Origin of the sequence: Enterococcus sp. CWB-B31 (assembly GCF_020567645.1) — a bacterium.
Taxonomy (GTDB): domain Bacteria; phylum Bacillota; class Bacilli; order Lactobacillales; family Enterococcaceae; genus Enterococcus_L.
The window spans coordinates 66484-86770 of record NZ_JAJDJW010000008.1 but is presented as its reverse complement, the minus strand read 5'-3'; the positions used below and the strand labels follow the sequence as shown (position 1 = coordinate 86770).

At 37.5% G+C, this 20287-nt stretch carries 16 protein-coding genes and 1 tRNA gene; 7 read left to right on the top strand and 10 right to left on the bottom strand.

Annotated features, from left to right (window positions below):
- The first annotated feature begins 85 nt into the window (after positions 1-85).
- The gene (locus tag LI954_RS09125) at positions 86-1042 is read left to right on the top strand and encodes a Gfo/Idh/MocA family protein (RefSeq protein WP_229444309.1); all 957 of its coding nucleotides are present in this window, start codon (positions 86-88) and stop codon (positions 1040-1042) included.
- Between the two features lie 469 nt (positions 1043-1511).
- Here LI954_RS09125 and LI954_RS09120 read toward each other — a convergent pair whose 3' ends face one another.
- Positions 1512-1709: a hypothetical protein gene (locus LI954_RS09120; RefSeq protein ID WP_202068308.1), complete on the bottom strand. Its 198-nt coding sequence runs from the start codon at positions 1707-1709 to the stop codon at positions 1512-1514.
- 240 nt (positions 1710-1949) lie between these two features.
- On the bottom strand, positions 1950-2936 hold the full coding sequence (locus LI954_RS09115; protein ID WP_229444308.1) for an aromatic acid exporter family protein: 987 nt from the start codon (positions 2934-2936) through the stop codon (positions 1950-1952).
- A gap of 108 nt (positions 2937-3044) precedes the next feature.
- On the opposite strand from LI954_RS09115, the gene LI954_RS09110 reads away from it, so the two are divergent.
- A complete protein-coding gene (locus LI954_RS09110) occupies positions 3045-3641 on the top strand; it encodes an FUSC family protein (RefSeq protein WP_202068304.1) in 597 nt (198 codons plus the stop codon).
- A 1159-nt stretch (positions 3642-4800) separates the two neighbouring features.
- Here the strand turns inward: LI954_RS09110 and LI954_RS09105 are convergent.
- The 4 genes from LI954_RS09105 to LI954_RS09090 all read right to left on the bottom strand — a co-directional run bounded on the left by LI954_RS09105 (position 4801) and on the right by LI954_RS09090 (position 11701).
- Positions 4801-6282, bottom strand: coding sequence for a flotillin family protein (locus tag LI954_RS09105; RefSeq protein WP_202068302.1), 1482 nt, complete (start codon positions 6280-6282; stop codon positions 4801-4803).
- A 170-nt stretch (positions 6283-6452) separates the two neighbouring features.
- Positions 6453-6977 (bottom strand): hypothetical protein, encoded by a 525-nt coding sequence (locus LI954_RS09100; protein ID WP_202068301.1) that lies wholly within the window; start codon positions 6975-6977, stop codon positions 6453-6455.
- 592 nt (positions 6978-7569) lie between these two features.
- Positions 7570-10989, bottom strand: coding sequence for an ABC transporter permease (locus tag LI954_RS09095; RefSeq protein WP_229444307.1), 3420 nt, complete (start codon positions 10987-10989; stop codon positions 7570-7572).
- 10 nt (positions 10990-10999) lie between these two features.
- The gene (locus LI954_RS09090; RefSeq protein WP_229444306.1) at positions 11000-11701 is read right to left on the bottom strand and encodes an ABC transporter ATP-binding protein; all 702 of its coding nucleotides are present in this window, start codon (positions 11699-11701) and stop codon (positions 11000-11002) included.
- 147 nt (positions 11702-11848) lie between these two features.
- Here LI954_RS09090 and LI954_RS09085 point away from each other — a divergent pair, with 147 nt between their 5' ends.
- Positions 11849-12523, top strand: a complete 675-nt coding sequence (locus LI954_RS09085; protein WP_202068298.1) for a DNA/RNA non-specific endonuclease — start codon at positions 11849-11851, stop codon at positions 12521-12523.
- 9 nt (positions 12524-12532) lie between these two features.
- Positions 12533-12922: a hypothetical protein gene (locus LI954_RS09080; protein ID WP_229444305.1), complete on the top strand. Its 390-nt coding sequence runs from the start codon at positions 12533-12535 to the stop codon at positions 12920-12922.
- Positions 12923-12970: 48 nt separating this feature from the next.
- Here the strand turns inward: LI954_RS09080 and nagA are convergent, their stop codons facing one another.
- Positions 12971-14125: an N-acetylglucosamine-6-phosphate deacetylase gene (gene nagA / locus LI954_RS09075; RefSeq protein WP_229441216.1), complete on the bottom strand. Its 1155-nt coding sequence runs from the start codon at positions 14123-14125 to the stop codon at positions 12971-12973.
- 84 nt (positions 14126-14209) lie between these two features.
- Complete coding sequence (locus LI954_RS09070) at positions 14210-15037, bottom strand: helix-turn-helix domain-containing protein (RefSeq protein ID WP_229444304.1); 828 nt, start codon at positions 15035-15037, stop codon at positions 14210-14212.
- A 173-nt stretch (positions 15038-15210) separates the two neighbouring features.
- On the opposite strand from LI954_RS09070, the gene LI954_RS09065 reads away from it, so the two are divergent.
- Positions 15211-15396, top strand: coding sequence for a hypothetical protein (locus LI954_RS09065; RefSeq protein ID WP_202068389.1), 186 nt, complete (start codon positions 15211-15213; stop codon positions 15394-15396).
- Positions 15397-15688: 292 nt separating this feature from the next.
- Here the strand turns inward: LI954_RS09065 and LI954_RS09060 are convergent, their stop codons facing one another.
- Both LI954_RS09060 and LI954_RS09055 read right to left on the bottom strand, forming a co-directional pair.
- Positions 15689-16906: a pyridoxal phosphate-dependent aminotransferase gene (locus tag LI954_RS09060; protein WP_202068292.1), complete on the bottom strand. Its 1218-nt coding sequence runs from the start codon at positions 16904-16906 to the stop codon at positions 15689-15691.
- Between the two features lie 277 nt (positions 16907-17183).
- Positions 17184-17267, bottom strand: a tRNA-Leu gene (locus LI954_RS09055).
- Between the two features lie 802 nt (positions 17268-18069).
- Here LI954_RS09055 and LI954_RS09050 point away from each other — a divergent pair.
- Together LI954_RS09050 and LI954_RS09045 are read left to right on the top strand one after the other, a co-directional pair.
- Positions 18070-18603 (top strand): GNAT family N-acetyltransferase, encoded by a 534-nt coding sequence (locus LI954_RS09050; protein WP_229444303.1) that lies wholly within the window; start codon positions 18070-18072, stop codon positions 18601-18603.
- An 11-nt stretch (positions 18604-18614) separates the two neighbouring features.
- Entirely contained in the window at positions 18615-19175 is a 561-nt protein-coding gene (locus LI954_RS09045; RefSeq protein WP_229444302.1) for a hypothetical protein, read from the top strand.
- Positions 19176-20287: the final 1112 nt, after the last annotated feature.

Below are 20287 nucleotides of genomic sequence, written 5' to 3'. Positions count from 1 at the left end.
TTTCTTTTTTAACGTTAAATCTTTTCGTAGACATTCTTTTATTTAGTATAATAAAAGAAATCAAATAATTTAGGAGGAAACTATCTTGACAAACTATAACTGGGGGATCATTGGTCTTGGCGAGATTGCCCATCAGTTCGCTGCGGGCTTCCAACAGGAACAAAGTGTCTTAAAAGCAGTTGCTTCACGTTCTGCTGACAAAGCCAAACACTTCGCAGAAGCGTATCAAATACCTGCTTATTATGGCTCCTATGAGGAACTGCTGGCAGATGAAACCATTGATGTTATTTATATATCGGTTCCAAACAAACAGCACATTGCACATATTCTATCTGCTCTCAAGGCAGAAAAGCATGTACTATGTGAAAAGGCAATTACGATGAACAGCGAAGAATTGCTGGAAGCAGTAAAGCTTGCTGAAAAAAAACATTTGATTCTCGCAGAAGCAATGACGATTTTCAACATGCCTCTTTACACTGAATTAAAGCGGCTGATTGATACAGGAAAATTCGGAAAACTAAAAATGATTCAGGCTCCTTTTGGAAGTTACAAAGAGCCAGATCCTAAGAACCGCTTCTTTAATCCAGACTTGGCTGGAGGCGCTCTGCTGGACATCGGAACCTACGCTGTTTCTTTTGCACGCTGGTTCATGACAGAGCAGCCTTTTGTGGCAGCCTCTGTCATGCAGCCGTTTTCTACCGGAGTTGACGAACAATCTGTGACCATTCTGCAAAATAAGAAACAGGAAATGGCTGCAGTAACGTTAAGTTTTCAATCAAAAGCTCCTAAAGTGGGGATTGTTTCATTTGAAAATGCCTATATCACTATTGAAGACTATCCAAGAGCTGATCTTGCAAAAATACATTTTAATGACGGAACAGTAGAAACGATTGTGTCAGGAGATACCAGTCAGGCACTTAATTATGAAATAAGCAACATGATTGCTGCTATTAGCGGGGATCAACCAAACCGCTCATTATTCATGACAATCGATACCATTGATTTATTGGATCAGATACAGCAAAAATGGGCACAACAATAATTAGAATCTGTTTGGAAACTCTATCGGCGAATATTTTCGAAAAAATGGATAGGAGCTAATTCTGCTTAAAGAAGGAATGTTACTATATCCTCACATTCGTTATATTGTCTACACGTATAGCTATCCCTTTGTACTGGGAATAAATTCCAATAAATTGCTTTCAATCAGAGCATTGCATACTATCCTGCTAATGCTCCTAGATGAGCGAGCCTCTATTCAAGGAATATTTATCGAGGCTGTGCATATAGCATGTCTCGTATGTCCCTAAGACATGCGACGAGCATTCGAAGAAGCGTAGGAACAACTTTTAATTTCAATTCTCAATAGGTTTCAGACACACCCTAATCATAAAAAGACACGGGAGAAGAATGCTGGAGCGCTCCAGCATTCTTCTCCCGTGTCTTTTTGAGTCTTACTTTAGATAAATATCTCAATCTAACAACGGATTCAAATCAGTTACAAGTTATTATTACAGAAGTTTTTTTCTCTCAGCCCTCAGGTGTACCATGTCCTCCTGAGGCTTTCTGAGAATTGTCTTCTTGATTCGACTGTCATTTGATTTTGCTAAACCGCCAGTTGCTTCCTGTTCCTGATCTAAAAATGCACCAAGACTGTCTGCGGCCTGTCTTGCTTTTTCCAGCAAAAAATCTTTTTCATTTATTTCCATTGTATTCTCCCCTTGAATCTCCATAAAGCCCTTTTTTTCTGGTAATTGATGTTTCAAAAAATACTTTCAACTAACAAAACTATTCTAACATTTCCATCTTTATAAATAAAGGTTGTCATAAAAGAGGCTGACCGCTTACTCTTTTTAATAAAAAAAAGGCAGAATCATCCATACTACTCCGCCTTATGTCTGTGTATTTTCTTTTCAAACTTTTCTCATCGTTTAGCTTTTCCGAAAAGCTCAGCCTTCTTCCCGGTTATTACCATTGATTTTATTTAAGTTATCCTTTGCAAATTCTTCCTTCACTTCAATAAATGAATAAAACAGCTGCAAAAACTGGAAAAGCTCCGCTCTATTCTCAAATTCTTTCCTGGACACCGGAAGAGGTTTTTCTCTGTAAATTTCGTAAACTGCACGTATTCTGTCCAATATTTCCCTACCATCATTTGCTTCTGAAAATGTTTGAGAGGTATAGGCTAGAAGCTCCTGAATATTTTTAACCTGCTCCGGTTCGACAATCACACGTTCCAACAGTCTTAACATATCCTTTAAAATGGTACTTTGAATTCTTCTCATAGTAAAGTAGTCCAGATAGTAACTGTCTTTGGACAGCAGCTGATTTTCCGCATGATTTTTTGCCCAGTCCTGTCCTTCATTTATCAGGCTTTTCAAATCATCACAGCGAGCAAACAAACTTCGCTCCTTCTGATTTTCATTTAAGTACATTGCCATATCATGTAATATTTTTCTAAAAACTGCTTCTATTACTTCCTGATCCTCCTTTAAGCGTTTTTCCACATCCGGCATGTAAAGGTTCATCAGCAATGCCATTCCCACTCCAATAATCATCAATAGAAATTCATTGGCTATCAATTCCCAAGTTATGTATCCAGCAATCAGATAATGTGTGACGAGTACTGAACTGACTACAATCCCGTCAGACAAATTCAAAGAAACTGCCGCCGGAATGAACAATAACAGATAGATGCCAAATGCCCAAGGCGTGAATCCCAAAATATAGAAACATAAAAAAGCAATACCTGTAGCAAGTGCCAAAGAAAGCAGCCGATAAATTCCTGTTAAAAACGAGGATCTCTTTGTTGCTGTCACACTTAAAACGGAGATGATTCCAGCTGAAGCAGGATTCAGCAAACCCAATCCGGAGGCTAAAACAATTGAAACAGCTGCGCTGAAAGCTGTTTTAACGGTTCGTAATCCTATTTTCATTTATACATCTCCTCGTAAAAATTTATTGATTCTAAAATTCATCACTAGTAATTTTACCTCTATTTCGGTTATCATGGAATAATAAATATTTTTTTAGGAGAGAAAATTATGGTAATCGGTCCATTCCGTTTGGGCATGCGGACAATGAAAAGTGCTCTGGCAGTTATGATATGTATTTTATTATTCAAGATTTTTGATCGGGGAGGTCCCATGATTGCAGCACTTTCAGCCGTTTTTTCCCTGCGTCAGGATCTAACTTCCAGCCTAGCTTTTGGCAAATCACGGGTAATCGGAAATTCGATTGGCGGTATGCTTGCTCTATTATACTTCTTTGTCTTGAAATATTTCTCCAATGATTTTATGGTTGAACTCTTTTTCCTGCCTTTTCTGGTTATCATTGTTATTGTTTTATCAGACGGCATCGGCAACAACCCCGGAATTATCTCTGCAATCGCGACATTGCTGATGATTGCATTAAGTGTGCCGCAGGGTGAATCTGTCTATTATGCATTTGAACGGGTTCTTGACACATTTATTGGAACATTTGTGGCAATCTCGATAAATTTTCTTATACGTTCCAAGCCAATTGAAAAACAACGCCAAATCGACGAAGATTTGTTGGAACTGGAAAAAAAAGAGAAAGAACTGGAGAAGCTGCGAAAGAAAATAAACAAAAGAATTGACGAGAAGAAAGAGACTGAATAGGTATTCTATTTTCTATATAGATGCATTTTTTCTATCAAATACATCTGTTTAAAATATTTATTATTTACTCTTTTCATTTGAAATTTCCAATTCAAACTATTGGAAATAGTGTGGAATATGATAACAACAAAAAAAACAACCTCCCACATAACAACAATCTTTACTATTGATTTACGGATAAAGATGAGTATTCACACTGATTTCATCTGATGATAAAAAAAGGAAAATTGCAATACTGATTATATCCTGACACATCTATGATACTTCAAAAAAACTCTTCTGCAAACCAAAATGACGTCTGAAATTACACTCTTTACTCCAAAAGTTATTAAAAAACTTTAAATTTATATAGCGATTTTCAAAAATTGAATTAGTTCTCAAAAATGCTAATATGTATCCTTTTATGTGTCAGGAAGCAACAGCTGTGTCCTAAGATTTTTTCTGGTTCTGAATATTTTTACAACAGCTGGAATTAGATTTTATGTACTATTATATAGTTTATTTTCTATTTCAATCATTTTTCTCGAAATGAAAAAACAACCTTCTTCATCTTTTTCATTTATTTTTAAACTAATATAACTTTTATATAAATAAATTTTATCTCTGAAAATTTATTCTTCTTATGAAAAATAAGAGCTGATACTTTTGATTCTACCATTTTTTGCATCTAATTATTCTTCTTCACCGACATTCTCTCTAGCGTATCGATCAACCTAAGACTAAGTTAGGCTTCTAATCCAAAAAATGCGGAGCCAACACAGGAGCAGCTCAGCAAAGAACATTGACTTCATCCCTAACTGGATTCAAATTAGCTGTAAAAATTCTAGAAACAGCTAATGCTCTGACCTTAACTCTGTTTTTAATTACGACACATACTTAAATCTTTAGTACAGCAGTTCAACTTTTTTACATTTAGTTATCCAAACTGCAAAAAAACTGGACAGGTACTTTTCAGTATAATGAGGTTGGGACAAATGTTTAACTCCGAGAAATAAGAAGGAATTCACGAAAATTGCTCCATAAATTTTAGAGAATTTCAGCTTATTTCCCAAGGAGTTGCTTCTGCTCCCACCGTTTATCTGGATTTTAAGAGACTGGAATATAACTTTTTGAGTTATGTCCCAGTCTCATTAATTGATCGATTAATCTTCTTATTATCCTATTCTTTTGAATCGGCTGAGTCACCGTTTTCGTAGTAATTTACACTACTGCTGGTTCCTCTTTTTGTAAAGTTTTCGATGAGTTCCTTTACATCCAAACCAGTTGTTTCTTTCAGGGTTTCCTGAGTTCCTGCAAGCAGGTTGGTTGCGTAGTTGGTAATACGGTTTGCTCCGGAATTTTCTCCGCCGGAACCAGTATCTACAACAGAAATTCTATCAATATTACCCAAAGGCTGTGCTGCTTCTTTCATTAATTCAGGCAGCATTTCCAGAACCATGCTTAGTACTGCAGCTTCACCATATTGTTTGAAAGCATCGGCGATTTTTTGTTTTGCTTCTGCTTCGGCCTTTCCTCGAGCCAGAATAGCTTCCGCCTGAGCCTGACCGGCTAAGCGTGTTTGGTTTGCTTCCGCTTCAGCCAAGCTTTCCACTCTAAAGCGTTCTGCTTCCGCTTCTGCGACTTCACGCGCTTTTTGTGCAAGTGCTTCTTGCTCTTTCGCGTAACGGTCAGCATCAGCTTTTTTCTTCACTTCAGAATCATATTGTTTCTCACGACGCGTAATTTCTTTTTCTTCCAACTCAATTTGCTTTTGGCGTTCAATGACTTTGATTTCCATTTCCTGAGCAATAACTTCCTGCTGTGCTCGGGCACTTTCCAGATTATAGGCCTGATCGGCTTTCGCTTTGGCAATATCCTGTTCTTCTTTATAGATTGCAAGCTTCAATTCTTTTTCCTTCGATGCTTCAGCAATTTCTGTTTGTCTTTGCAGTTCTGCCTGTTGTGAATCTTTTTCAGCTTCTGCTTTTTTAATTCTTGTCTCCTTCAGTGCTTCTGCTTCGGCAATATTCGCATCTCGTTTTACCTGAGCAATTCTAGGCTTACCCAATGAATCCAAGTAACCATTTTTATCGCGTACCTCTTTAATCGTGAACGAGACAATAATCAGCCCCATTTTTGCCAAGTCAACACTGGCTACTTCCTGAACACTCTGGCTGAATTTATCTCTGTTTTGATAAATTTCTTCCACTGTCATCGAACCCAGAATAGAACGCAAATGACCTTCCAGTACTTCTCTCGCTTCATTTTCCAGTTCTTCCCGAGTTTTTCCTAAAAATTGCTCTGCAGCTGTAGCTATTTCTTCTACAGATGAACCGATTTTGATAATCGATGTTCCATCACACATTACCGGAACCCCTTGCTCAGTATAAACTTCAGGAGTAGAAACATCCAGTTTACTTGATAACAGACTGATCCGGTTTGAACGTTGGAAAACTGGAAGAACAAAGGCTCCTCCACCACGCACAATTTTAATTTTGTTTCCACGATCGTCTTTATGCACATTTTTTGAGCCTAGATAGCTTCCGCTGATGATTAACGCTTCATCCGGTTTTGCTGTCTGGTACTTGGAAACAAAAATAATCAACATCATTAATAAAACAAATACAGCCAATGCAATTGGGGCAAAAATAAATAAATCCATACTATCAAACTCCTTTTTCTTTTTGGCATTAAGGCAGCCCACGCCTTGAAGATGGACTGTCTTCTTAAGAGACATACATTCCCAATCCTAAAACAACTTTGCAGCTTATAACTATTTCTTCAAGAGATTACAGCTGCTTCATTACTTCCCTTTTAATTTCTCATATCCCCTTATAACTTAAGTGTATTTTCATAGGGTACAACATAACAAACTCGATCACGCACCTCAATAATCAATACTTCCTGACCTCTTTCCACTTCCTTTTCCTGAGGAGTATAGAAAGCTGCAGGTCTGCTGAGCGATCCAGTCACACTTTTGAATTGGATTTCTCCCATGCCGTTAACCGGAATCGGAGTAATCACTGTTGCGGTACTTCCTTCCATGTCTCTTTCTGAGATAGATATCGTAGATTCTGCATTTCTCATAGGGCTGAACAAATAGAAATTCAATACGAAGACAATGATGGTTGAAATGGCTCCGCCAGCCAGTAAAATGAGCCAATGATTCCAGTCCGTTATGTATTCTCCCAGATAGCCAAAGAGTGACGTAAAGGCAATCCATGGTATAAGCAGCATTGGATCAATGGGACCGTCAAAATCAAAAATATCACCTATCAGCAAAAGAAGTACTGCAATCCCTGCACAGATAATCAGGATATACAAGTAGATCGTCTGAATCGGTATTCCCTGTATCACCTTCTCACTTCCTTTCTTGTTTGACGCTATTTATAGTTTACCAATATTTACACATAAATAACAGGGAATATCGGAAAAACAATAATCAGAAGCAAAATAATAGTTTATTTTATTAGAAAAAGGTATATAGCTTGACTAACCTTCAAATCTCATTTTATAACACAGATTTTCTTACTATCTTTCTAGATTCAAAAAACAGAATCAGCTTTCGAACCTGGAAAAGTACAACGAAGCTTTGGTGCCGAAAGAGAAAAACATAACTTAATTTATTGTATTAATTTTATTTGGAAATTTGCAGCTTGACTTCGTATTGAATTAGTCAAGTAACTGTAACTACGACCGCTTCCGTATTCGTTGCCTTCCAATTTAAAAAAAAGCTCGCAGAAGTTAATTTATAACTCAAGGGTTCTTTTAAAATCTTCTTGGATTCAATAATAACAATGGATAAGCTTAGATTTTAAAATTCGAAAGTTGAGTAATACAGTTAAAATATTGATTTTTTTAACAGCCTCTCGATAAAGAGGAAGACACTATACTGTCCAATAAAACAATATCTTTCTAAATAAACGCTTTAGTCTTATCTTTTAGAAATCTATTCATTTAATTTCAGCGCATCAATCATATCGACCTTTTCCAACTTTCTATGCATTAGAATCATTACAAAAAAAGTAAAGAATAAGGTAATTAATGCAGAATACACATAGCTAATCCAATGTATGGTTGGAGAAAACATCAGCATATCCACTTCCACTGTCTCCAACACATATCTATGAACAATCTTGCCCAGAGCTGTACCAAATAAAATCCCAATGATCGTTAGAATAATATTCTCACGGTAAACATACATCGTCACTTCATTGTCGTAGAAGCCGAGTACTTTGATTGTTGACAATTCCCTAATTCGCTCAGATACATTGATATTCGTCAGATTGTATAAAACGATAAATGCCAGCAAGCCTGATACCACAATCAGAACCCAGACAACTACGTTAAGACTGCTGATCGTGTCACTCAAACTATCACTGGAGCTGGAAAGAAATGAGATATTGAGAATACCCGGATTTTCCATCAGTATTTCAGCTGTATCTGTTTCAACCTTCGTTGTCGGTTTCTTATCAAACAGAAGAAAATCTGTTCTGTAAACCGGGGCTTCCCCAATAACTTTCTTATAATAATCCGGTGTCATATAAACAAAGTGTCCTGTATAATTCTCTGCAATTCCTTTAATTTTAAAAGTATATTCCTGATTATCAGAATCTTTTAAAACAAGTTCATCATTTACTTTATACCCGAATAACTTAGACAACTTCTCATTAATAATTACACCATCGTCTGCCAATTTGTATTCTTCACTAGTCCGGCGATTGATAAACGTAATAAATGAAGAGATTTCATCCGGCTTTTCCGGGACATAAACTGAAACATTCTGCGCCGCTTTTGCTTCATCTGTCGTTTCAAATATTTCCGCATGGAGAGACATAACGCTTTTCAGCCCATCTATCCGATCCAGCTCAGCCTGATATTCCTTATATTCATCATCCGTTTCATTATCAGAAGCCGTAACCACTGCCTGATAATGCCAGATTTTATTAAACTGGATCACTACAATCTCTGAAATGGAATCTCTCAGTCCAAATCCAGTGATAATCAGCGACATACAGCCGGCAATCCCTAAAACCGTCATCAGCATTCTCTGCTTATAGCGAAATAAATTTCTAGCCGTGACTTTTCCAATGAAACTCATCCGTTTCCAGACCGGTGTCAGACGTTCCAATAATATTCTTTTTCCGGCTTTCGGCGATTTAGGGCGAAGCAAAACAGCTGGTGTACTAAATAAATCAATCCGAAGCACAACCAGTGAAGCCCCCACTGTACATAAAACAGCAACCACTACAGCAATCAGACTATAGTCAAGGTACCATGGTGTAATAAAGTTCGGAATATTGTATAACTGACCATAGGCATTAAAAATAATTACCGGGAACAGATAGTAACCGACGGCTAAACCAAGAACTGTGCCGCAAAGACTTGCAGTAATACCATAGAGAAGAAATTTAAACGCAATCTCTGAATTTTTATAACCGATTGCTTTCAAGCTTCCAATTTCTGTTCGCTTCTCTTCCACCATTCTTGTCATAGTTGTCAGGCTTACAAGAGCTGCAATCAAAAAGAAAAAGATCGGGAAAACAACGGCCAGCGAAGAAATTCGATTAGCATTTTCTTTATATTCTTTGTACCCGGGATTGTCGTCTCTGGTGAAATAATAATAGGTCGGTTCTTTTAAATCCGCCAGTTCCTGCTTCTTTTCATTCAGTTCCTTTTTGGCAGCTGCCAGTTCAGGTTCTTTTTTCTGTTTTTCAAATTCTGCCTGTCCTTCATTATAGGCAGCTTCGCCTTCAGTAAGCTGTTGTCTGGAAGCATTCAACTGTGCCTGTCCTTCTTCACGAGATTGCTCCAGCTGTGCCCAACCTGCAGCCAGCTGTTCCTTGCTGGCAGCCAATTGAGCTGTCCCCTGCTGTAATTGACTTTCGGCAGAAATAATCTGCTGTTGACCAGCATTATACTCAGCAATCTGTTGTTGAATTTGGGCAGCTTGAGCATCGATTGTTTGAATTCCTTCATTTAGCTGATTCTGCTGGTTTTGAATTTCAAGCAATACTGGATTAACTGTATTTACATAAACAGCAATATTTTCTTTTACAGGCTGATTGATCAATTGTTGAACTGCTGCCATAATCTCTGCTGGTGCCTGGTTCTGCTGTAAAATCCCAATCCATTCAGCTGACTGCTGTGCAACTGCGCTCGCAAAATAGTCGTCTTCAATCATCTGCAAAGCAGTAATAGAGGCCGTCAGACCCTGGTAGTCTTCAAATTTCTGCTGCAGAAGGTTCCAGTTTGATACCAGTTCAGCCCGACTTGACTGAAGCTGATTTAAAGCATTCTGCCCCTCTATTACTTGCCCGGCTGCGGCCTCCAGCTCTGCCTTCTTTTGTTCCAACAGAGCTCTTTGACTAACCAGCTCTGCTTCAGAAGCATCGATCATTGCCTGATTTTCTGCCAGTTCATTTTCACCTGCTGATATCTGCGAAGCAAAAGCTGCCTCAGCTTCTTCCAAAGCAGACCGTCCTTCATCCAAGTCGGTCTTGCTTTCCTTCAATTTTTGTTCTGCTTCTTTTAAAGCATTTTCACCATCAAGAATCTGCTTCTCTGCAGCTGCCAGCTCCTCTGCAGCTTCTGAACGAATTTCTTCCACCCTTTCTTCTGGGCGTGCGGCAGTTTGCTTTTCCAGTTCAGCAATTCCGTTGTCTCTCGCTGCTTCATACGAAGAACTGTATGTTCCTTTACCCTCTAAACCTTTAAAAGAAAACAGAATTTCAGTATATGCCGAAAGATCCAGATCATTTTCTGATACGACTGCAAAGTAATCCAATGTACCTTTGCCAACCGTAGTATTTCCTCTTGATATATCCTCGATATATTCAGGTGACTGAACAAAGCCAACAATTTTAAACTCATGGACCTTCAATTGATTGTCTGGATCATCTGAGTCCGAAAGCTCTATTGTATCATTTAATTTGTAACTATTCGTTAAAGCAGCCAAACTGTCTAATGCAATTTCTCCGCTTTTTTCAGGCATTCTGCCATCAGTAACTACATAATCCACCAACTGATCCTTTGCAGACAAATCTTTCCCAATAAATTTTATCGCAACATTCTCACTTGAAATCATCACATCTGCTGTATATCGAAGTAAAACCTCAGAAACATCCTCAGATTTTTTTACTGCTTCAAGATCTTTTTCTGTTAGTCCCAACGTAGAAACGATTCGGCCATCTGCAAGTTTTTGTTTGGAAAAATAGCGGTCAGCCGTATCAATCATGTCAGGACCTGTCGCCTTCAAGCCGACAAAGAGCATTACTCCTAAAAAGATAATCCCCGTAATTGACAGGAAACGTGTCTTTGTTTGTCTGATTTCACGTAAACTTGTTTTTAACAGTGCCGTTTTTTTCATTCCATAAAACCTACCATTCTATATCGGCAACCGGAACAGGATGCTCATTTGTAGTCATACTCCGCACTTTTGCATCATTGATTCGAATAACCCGATCAGCCATCGGAGCCAAAGCCGAGTTATGCGTGATAATAATTACTGTTGTACCAGTGTTTCTGGCTGTATCCTGAAGAATGCTCAAAATTTGTTTCCCGGTTTCGTAGTCCAATGCCCCAGTTGGTTCATCACAAAGCAAAAGCTTTGGTTTTTTTGCAATCGCTCTGGCAATTGTTACACGCTGCTGCTCTCCTCCAGAAAGCTGTGCCGGAAAATTATCCAAACGGTCACCCAAACCAACAGATTTTAATACTTCGACAGGCTCCAATGCATCTGAAACAATTTGTGAAGCTAGCTCCACATTTTCTTTTGCTGTTAAATTGGGAACCAGATTATAGAATTGAAAAACAAAACCGACATCATTTCTGCGATAGGTGGTCAGTTCCTTGCTGTTGAATTTGGCGATATCTGTCGTATCTATAATAATTTGTCCTTCATCACAAGAATCCATACCGCCTAAAACATTTAAAACTGTTGATTTCCCGGCTCCACTGGGACCCAAAATAACTGCTACTTCACCCTTTTCTACAGAAAAGGTAATCCCGTCATTGGCCGTGATCACTGTATTTCCCATGTGATATCTTTTGTATTCATTTATTACATCAATATAACTCATCTGCATCTATCCTCTCATTAAAAATTTTATCACAGTTAGCAGTTAATTGCCCCGATATTCTTCCATTAGAAAATCTTTAAATGCCTTTTCCTTTGTCCGTTTTTTTCGTATAATATTTGAATGAGTGTAAAATGAAGGAGTAAACGTATGGCAAAGAAAAATGATTCTCTTAAACATCACCCCATGCTGCTATTGGCAGGCGTGCTGATTATTTTAGTATTAAGTGTTTTAGGTATACAGGTACCCGATCAGATTCAGGAGCTTTTTGGAATGGAGCCTGCACCTGTAGAACAAAGCATTCCTAGCCCTCCTTCAAATGGGGAGTCAACAAACCCGGGACCGGAAGAGCTGGGAACTGCAACATTCACTGACAGTGAACTAAAAGACAGTAAAAAGGGATGGATCACCTATCACGAGCTGGATTCTCTGGGCAGAGCAACAGGAGCTGAGGCCTTACTTAAACCAGAAATGGTCAATACTGGTACTTCTGCAAAGCAGGAGATTCGTCCTCCCGGCTTTATTTCCGGAAAAGAACCCTATAATCATTCTCGCGGGCATCTTATCGGCAGACAAATGGGCGGCACCGGAGATGATGCAAGAAATCTGACAACCCTTTATCAAACACCTGTAAATACTCCCTACATGACAAAATATGAGAATCAGGTGCGAAAAGCTATGGATGACGGGGAAACAATCCGTTACCGAGTTACCCCCATTTACGAAGGTTCTGACTTGTTATGTAAAGAAATTGAATTGGAAGCAAAAGGTCTATCCAGAAATACAACTGTTAATTTTCTAGTGCGTATTAAAAACGAAAAGTAGGTGAATAAAATGGATTTTCACAAGCTGAAAGAAGAACTTACTGAAAAAGTCCCTCACAGCTTCTTAGCTTTGGCCTCAGCTGAACAGGAACAGTCCGACGATGATCCTTTTTTCGTCTTTCAAATGAATATTGAAGAAATCTTTGAAACCAGCATAAATTTTCTGAGCTCTGAAGAGACACTGTCCATGGAAGAAGTGAATGACTGGAAAGAAGCTGACTTTCTCGTTGTGTGTCAAACAATTGATGGAGATTTCATCGGTGGGAACAAGGAGGAGACCTTTGTTATTCCTCAATCACTTTATAAGACCGACATTGAGATTTATCCTTATTTTTTAAGTGATTTCTTTATTGCCTATGAGGATGGAACTATCGAATCGCCTACATTACCACCTGTATGAACAATAAAAACTCTTGGGCTTGATGTAAGCCCAAGAGTTTTTTATGTTTTATTTTTCTGTGCGGTATCGTTCTACTCCATCAAGATAGGTTGCTTCCAGCTCCATTGACGGGTTTAGAACAATAAAATCTGCATCCCTACCGCTTGCGATCATTCCGCATTTATCTTCAATTTTACAGCTGACTGCCGGTACCAGACTTGCCATCATAATTGCCTGTTCAGGGGTCGCAATTTCCCAGTCCACTACATTTTTGATTGCTTCTTTTAACTTAAGAATACTCCCTGCAAGATTACCGGATTCAAGACGAGCTGTTCCATCTTTGACAACTACCGGAAATTCGCCCAGATTATAATCACCATCGGGCATACCGCCGGCCATCATACAATCTGTAATTAACGCAACATGGTCATGTCCGGCTTTTTCCATCAGTATATCCGCCGCATTGGGATGAACATGATGACCATCACAGATTAACTCTGAAAAAACATGTTTTAATGACATCAGCGCACCCACCATCCCGGGTTCGCGATGATTCAATGCTCTCATTCCGTTGTAAGCATGAACAAATACACTTGCTCCGGCTTCTACTGCTTCAGCAGCCTGCTCCAGTGTTGCATCGCTGTGTCCCAAGGAAACAACTACGCCTTCGTCAGTCACCGTTTTGACAAATTCTTTAACACCTTTACGTTCAGGGGCCAATGCAATTTTCTTGATCAAACCGCCGGAAGCTTCCTGCCAGTCATGGAAAGCAGCCAAATCAGGATCTCCAAAATAACTAGGATTTTGCGCCCCTTTATGTTCCTCAGTAAAAAATGGTCCTTCAAAGTAAATTCCCTGAATCTTAGCTCCAGGAACTTCCTGATAAACCTTTCCGATTGTTTCAGCAACAGCCTTCAATCTTTCTTTGCTGGACGTCAATGTTGTCGGCAGAAAAGAAGTCACTCCACAGGAAAGAAGTCCTTCCGACATAACTTTTATCCCTTCTGCATCATTATCCATTACATCATGATTCATAAATCCATGAATATGCGTGTCTACCAGTCCCGGGGCAATCCACTTTCCTTCTTCTTTAATAACCTGAACTTCACCCTCAGGCAGTTCTTTGTAAAAATCTCCAAATATTCCATCGGTTATTTCCAGATAACCCGGCCCTTTTACATCACTTTTCAAAAAGAACTTTTCTGCAAAGACAAATGTTTTCATAACCATCCTTCTTTCTTTAATTATCTCACTGTTTAAGTTACTCTTTCTCAGCCAATAAGTCAAGAATGGTGTAGACCATTCCTTCTATAATTTCATCGTTGCTATTTGGCCTATCTGTTCAGTTAATTTACTGTAGACTTCTGCATCCTTATCATTACCGGTCATTGTCAACAATTTGCTTTTCAGGTCAAATAATTCTTCTAAGTAGTAATAGCTGTTCTTTTTTCGTGCCCAAACAATACCCTGATCAATAAGAACCTGCGCTTCATTCGGTCTATTTTCCTGAAGAAGAAATGAGGCATAGTTAAAAAAGATCTTTGTAAGTTCCGCATTGATTCTTTCATTTGGCAATTCATGAAAATAATAAATACTTAGCTTCAAATATTTCTCAGCTGCATCATTTTTCCCCATCAAGCCATAGACACTGCCCAAACAGCTGATTAACTGAATTTCAAGATCGGAAAGATTACTCTTATTTGTCTGATAGGTATACGACAGCCCTTTTCTTAAGGAAAAAACAGCCCGTTCATAATTATTGTATAAATAAAATTCACAACTTCCCAAATAATAATAGTAGCGCTGCCAGTCCGTATCCAGATAAATACGTTCTTCCAAACCAGTTTCTTTTATGGATTGAATCAGCTTATCATATTCCTTGTGGCGGAAATAGTTGCCAAATTTTTCAAACATCTGTGTCACTATCTGAACTTCTTTCGATTGAAACTGCATGATTTGATCCATCGTCACACCGAGTCGCTGACAGATTTGCTGCATCACGACCACATTCGGAAGCTCTTCATTATTTTCAATCCGACTTAAAACGCTTTGCGAACAAATATCTTCCGACAGCATCTTTTGAGTCAGTTTTCTTTTTTTCCGTATCTCTTTGATAACACTTCCAAAAGAATTCATACTCTCACTCCTAATAAAACATTTTATAAAAAATGATTATCAAAAACATTTAATTAATTAAAAATATGCGAATTCGCATTTTGAATTTATTGTACTTTATTGCATAATAAACTGCAAGAAACTTCATTCACTTCACCAACTGTCAACATCACTTTATTTTTTAAGACTAAGGAGTGTTATTTATCGCACAAGAACAAAAAGTCAGCTTTACTTGGGAAAAAGACAATCATGTTGGCTATGTAGAAAAAGAGTATGAGAATTCATATTTAGTTGTGGTTAATGATCCCAGCTCTGATATGAAAGAAAAATATACAAATCGAATGGTCATCAGCAAAAAAGAATGTACAATGATTGACTAAAAATGACTACTAAGTAAGCTAAAATTGCAAAAAGAGAAGAAATGACGACTGCTTAAATACTTTTTAAGCGGTCTTTATTTTATACGATTTCCATTACCACATTCAATCTGTGCGAAACATTATGACTAAGCAATAAAATAAATAATTTTCAAACAGATAGTTCCTGTAACATTCAAATAAATATTCTATTGTTCTCTATGCAGTAATCACTCTGTATACTCGAACAGTTTATCTTCAATTCTTAATAAAATGAAAAAACTGGAAACCTTTAGGAGGCCCCAGTCTTTGACTGCTATTTTTGTCTATACGTACTCAAAAACTCTGTCATCTTTTCGGTTGTATATTTCAGATCCTCCATTTTAGGGAGATAAACAATTCGAAAATGATCCGGCTGATTCCAGTTAAACCCACCGCCATGAACCAATAAAATATGATGTTCATGAAGAAAGTCCAGAACAAATTTTTCATCATCATAAATATTAAACTTGGCAACATCTATTTTAGGGAAAATATAGAAGGCTGCTTTCGGCTTAACAACTGATAACCCGGGAATATCCTTGATTGCATTATAAATAAATTCACGCTGTTCGTAAATTCGTCCGCCTGGAAGCAGAAGCTCATCTACACTCTGATAACCGCCCAATGCTGTTTGGATAATTTGCTGAGACAGTACATTAGAGCACAATCGCATAGAAGAAAGCATATTTAATCCTTCAATATATCCTTGCACTCTTGTTTTATCTCCGCTTAGAACCATCCAGCCGCATCTAAAGCCAGCCACACGGTGAGATTTTGACAATCCATTTAACGTCACAACAAATAAATCAGGAGCCAATGTTGCAATCGGAACATGAGTTAAGCCGTCCATTACCAAACGATCATAAATTTCATCTGAATAAATAATCAAATCGTTCTGTCTGGCGATCTCCACGATTTCCAATAACAATTCTTTGGGATATAAAGCACCTGTCGGATTGTTAGGATTAATAATTACAATCGCTTTTGTGTTGGATGTAATCTTTGACTTGATATCATCAATATCAGGATACCATTCTGCCTGCTCATCACAAATATAATGAACGGGGTTTCCTCCTGCCAGAGAAACAGATGCTGTCCATAAAGGATAATCCGGCATTGGCACCAATACTTCATCTCCGTTATCAAGTAAGCCCTGCATACACATGGTAATCAGCTCGCTGACCCCATTCCCGGTATAAATATCATTAATCGTCACATTAGGAAATTTCTTTAACTGACAATATTGTTCAATGGCTTTTCTCGCTGAAAAAATTCCCTTCGAATCAGAATATCCTTCAGAGTTGCGTACATTCATAATCATATCTCGAACCACTTCATTTGGGGCATCAAATCCAAATGGGGCGGGATTCCCAGTATTTAATTTCAAGATATTGATGCCTTCCTCCTGCATTCTGTCTGCTTCTTCTAAAACAGGACCACGAACATCATAACTTACATTTTCAAGTTTTTTTGACTTTTCAAAATTTCTCATACTGAATCCCTCATTTTTAAAATTTATACTGTCTAAGTTACGCCAGTATAGAAAAAAATGCAATAAAAAATTGACTGAATCTTTAAACTTTTTTGAACAGTCTTCCATCCTGTCAAAAATAGTATCTGAAAATTTAATTATTTTATTGAATCCGCTGTTTTTTCGTCTTTTGAAGCCCGGTCTAGCCTATTTCTAAATCGAAACAATCATAGTCTGTTTTCGGTTCAGACGTTTCGTACAAAAAACCCTTATTCTCCTAAAAGAATAAGGGCTTTTATGCGGTCAAGAAGACTCGAACTTCCACGGTATTTCTACCACTAGCGCCTGAAGCTAGCGCGTCTGCCAATTCCGCCATGACCGCAACTCAATTTACAGCATTTTCTGCGTTATTACTGAATTTCTCCAGTAAATTTACAGCTATATCAGGCTTTCACAGTAATTAAAATACAGCTCAAACTGTTTTTACCACGCTAGCCTATAGTACAATATGCGGTAATAGTTGTCAAGCAGTTTTCTGAGATGCTGTCAGACTGCTGATTATAGCTACTTTTCCTTCTGTTTTCATGAAAAAAGCACGCTAAGCTGTCGTTCAACGTTTACAACCAGCCTTTCCCCTTGTCTTCTAATTCAAATTATTTCCAGACAATTGGTATTTCAGTATAGCCATGATATTCAGAATCATCTTTTATGACAGACTAATCTGGTGTTAGTACCTCTGTATCAAATGGAATCGCAGTCCACTTTAACAACCTATTATCCTTGGTAAAATTATTCCCCAGAAGAGTATTCAATTGTTGTTCTATTAAACTGACTGCTAAGCATAATAGGATCAAGTAAGTACTTCCTATTTTCTGCAGCCCTGACAAAGTGCGACTGGCAAAAGATAACCGCTTGTATGAAATTGAATAACACTCAGATCTGGTAAGTCAGATTACCAAAAAATAATTACAAAATAATAATTTAAATAAATTTAAACAACAATAAACACATCCTATCAGAATCAGCATAGGTTAGGATTTATCCACAATTATAATAATTTAAAGGTTTGCAGCGTATCCAAACTATTTCTTCCAATTTAGCAATCACTCCCAAATGTACTTTTATCTTTGTGTGAAACCATGTTAAACTGTTAGAGTTATCATTTTACAAAGGAGGAGCCAAACATGTCCATTCAGTTGGAAACAGAACGATTGGAATTATTTGAGTGGTCACAGGAAACAGTTACCGGACTAAAGTCATTTTTACAGAATCCTGAAGTGATGTATGCTTATGAACATGGTTTCTCAGATGACGAAGTAGAAAACTGGCTGAAATGGAATCTGAAAAGTTACACTGAAAATGGCTATGGTCTATGGGGACTTCGGAAAAAATCCTCCGGTATGATTATTGGAGAATGTGGATTAACAAAGCAGAAGATTGAAGGAGAAACATTTCTTGAGATCGGCTATCATCTGGCAAAAGAATACTGGCATAAAGGCTACGCTATAGAAGCTGCCCAACGCTGCAAGCAATATGCCTTTAACGAATTAAAAGCTGAGACAGTTGTATCTATTATCAGAGATACTAATCTAGCCTCCATGAAGGTAGCAATCCGGAACGGCATGCTACCTCAAAAATATTTTATTAAAACTTACAGGGAACTAGAGATGCCTCACTATCTATTCTCTGTTACAAAAAATAACTCTTATCAAGAGTAAGGAGCAAAAAGATGTACGCACAAACGATCATTTCAGAATTATTTCAGTTATCTGAATATACCATGCTTTGGGAAGAATTAAAGAACCAGTATCCCAATGCCAACTTTACAGAGGATATGGACAATCATCGCTTATCTGCAGCTGCAGATACTTTAGTAAATGATCTCCAGTTTATAGTTTCCAGCTTAGAAACTGAAGGTCATGAGTTTTCAGAACAAGAACTGGCTGTTTATCTGTGCAACAAAATGATTCTTCAAAAAGCGCGATTGCTGCAATATATCACCGCTGTTCTACTTTATTTAAAAAATGAAGAGCTGTCTGATTCTGATGTAGAAGCTTCACTTGCTGCTGCTGGAACAGACTTGTCTGAATTGGGAATGACTTTGGAAGAATTCAAGCAGCTTTTAAAACAAGGTGATTATGACAAGAGCTGTTTACTGGAATATTTCATCCCATTTGAGGTATTCAACAATTATCAGGACAAACTTGATGCATATCGAGCAGCAACAGGTGAAGCAAATAGCACCTATATCAACGAACTATTCGTCGTGTACACAGCTTCTCTTCAATAGAATCATTAAATAAATCAGAAAATGAAAAATGCTGAATCTGCATACAGCTAAACCAGCTGCTAGTAAATCCTGTATTTTCTATTCCCCATTTTTCTTCAAAAGACTGTAAATAAAAAAACTCAACTACCTGTTTGATTGAAGAAGCAACCCGCAATCTTCTCGGGGGAATAACCAAGCTTTAATCGTTCAGTGTAGTTTAAAAAAAGTTCAACAGACAGGCAATGCAAAAGCTGTTCGCTGTATCAGGCAGACAGTTTTTGTATTTCTTTAACAGAATTTATTTGTTCTTACAACAGCAAAACAAAATCTTTAACAATCAGTGTTTCAACTACCAATTTCGTGCAGCCAGAATCAATAGACTGCCCAGTTTAAAATTAAAGAAATACTCAGAAATCCAAAGGTGTCATAAATAGAAATCGGCAGCAATTTTCCAACTGAAAAAAATCCATAACAAAAAAAGATCACAAAAAATAGTGAACATTTTTCTAAACACATTTTTTTGTAAAATCCCCTGTTTTTTTATTATCGGATAACATATATACTTCTAGATGCGAACTGCGATTGATACATCGATTATCTCTGTCAATGTCACTTTTTCCAACTGACCAGCGTTTATTACCGACACTCCTTTTTATCGCTGCCAATTCCAATGCTCTGACCAAATTATACTCCTTTTTTAACTGACAGAGGTGCCTAATTGCTTCATTTCAAAGAGAAGTCTGTTCATGAGAATAAATATAAATTAATCGGTTTTACAATTCTGTTAACTTGCAGAATCCAAAACTCCATTATATCTAGATACAGAGTTCTAAATTCTTAGTAAAATCTTGAATAACAGTCATTATTGATTCGCAAAAATATGCAAATTTGCATATTTTTTTCAAATTTACTTATTATTTAACGGCTATACTTTTATCAAGAGAATAACTTGGGGAAGTAATTTTCTTAACAGCTTGTCTTACACATTGAAAGTTATTGATAGTTAGTGCACATAGTTTTAATTCGCATCACACGTATTTTTTTGTAGAAAGGAAAATATGACTTCTCACATTACTAACTATCAATCTTTAGAGGTTGTGACAAAGCGTCTCCATGCGATGAGTAACCGAAGG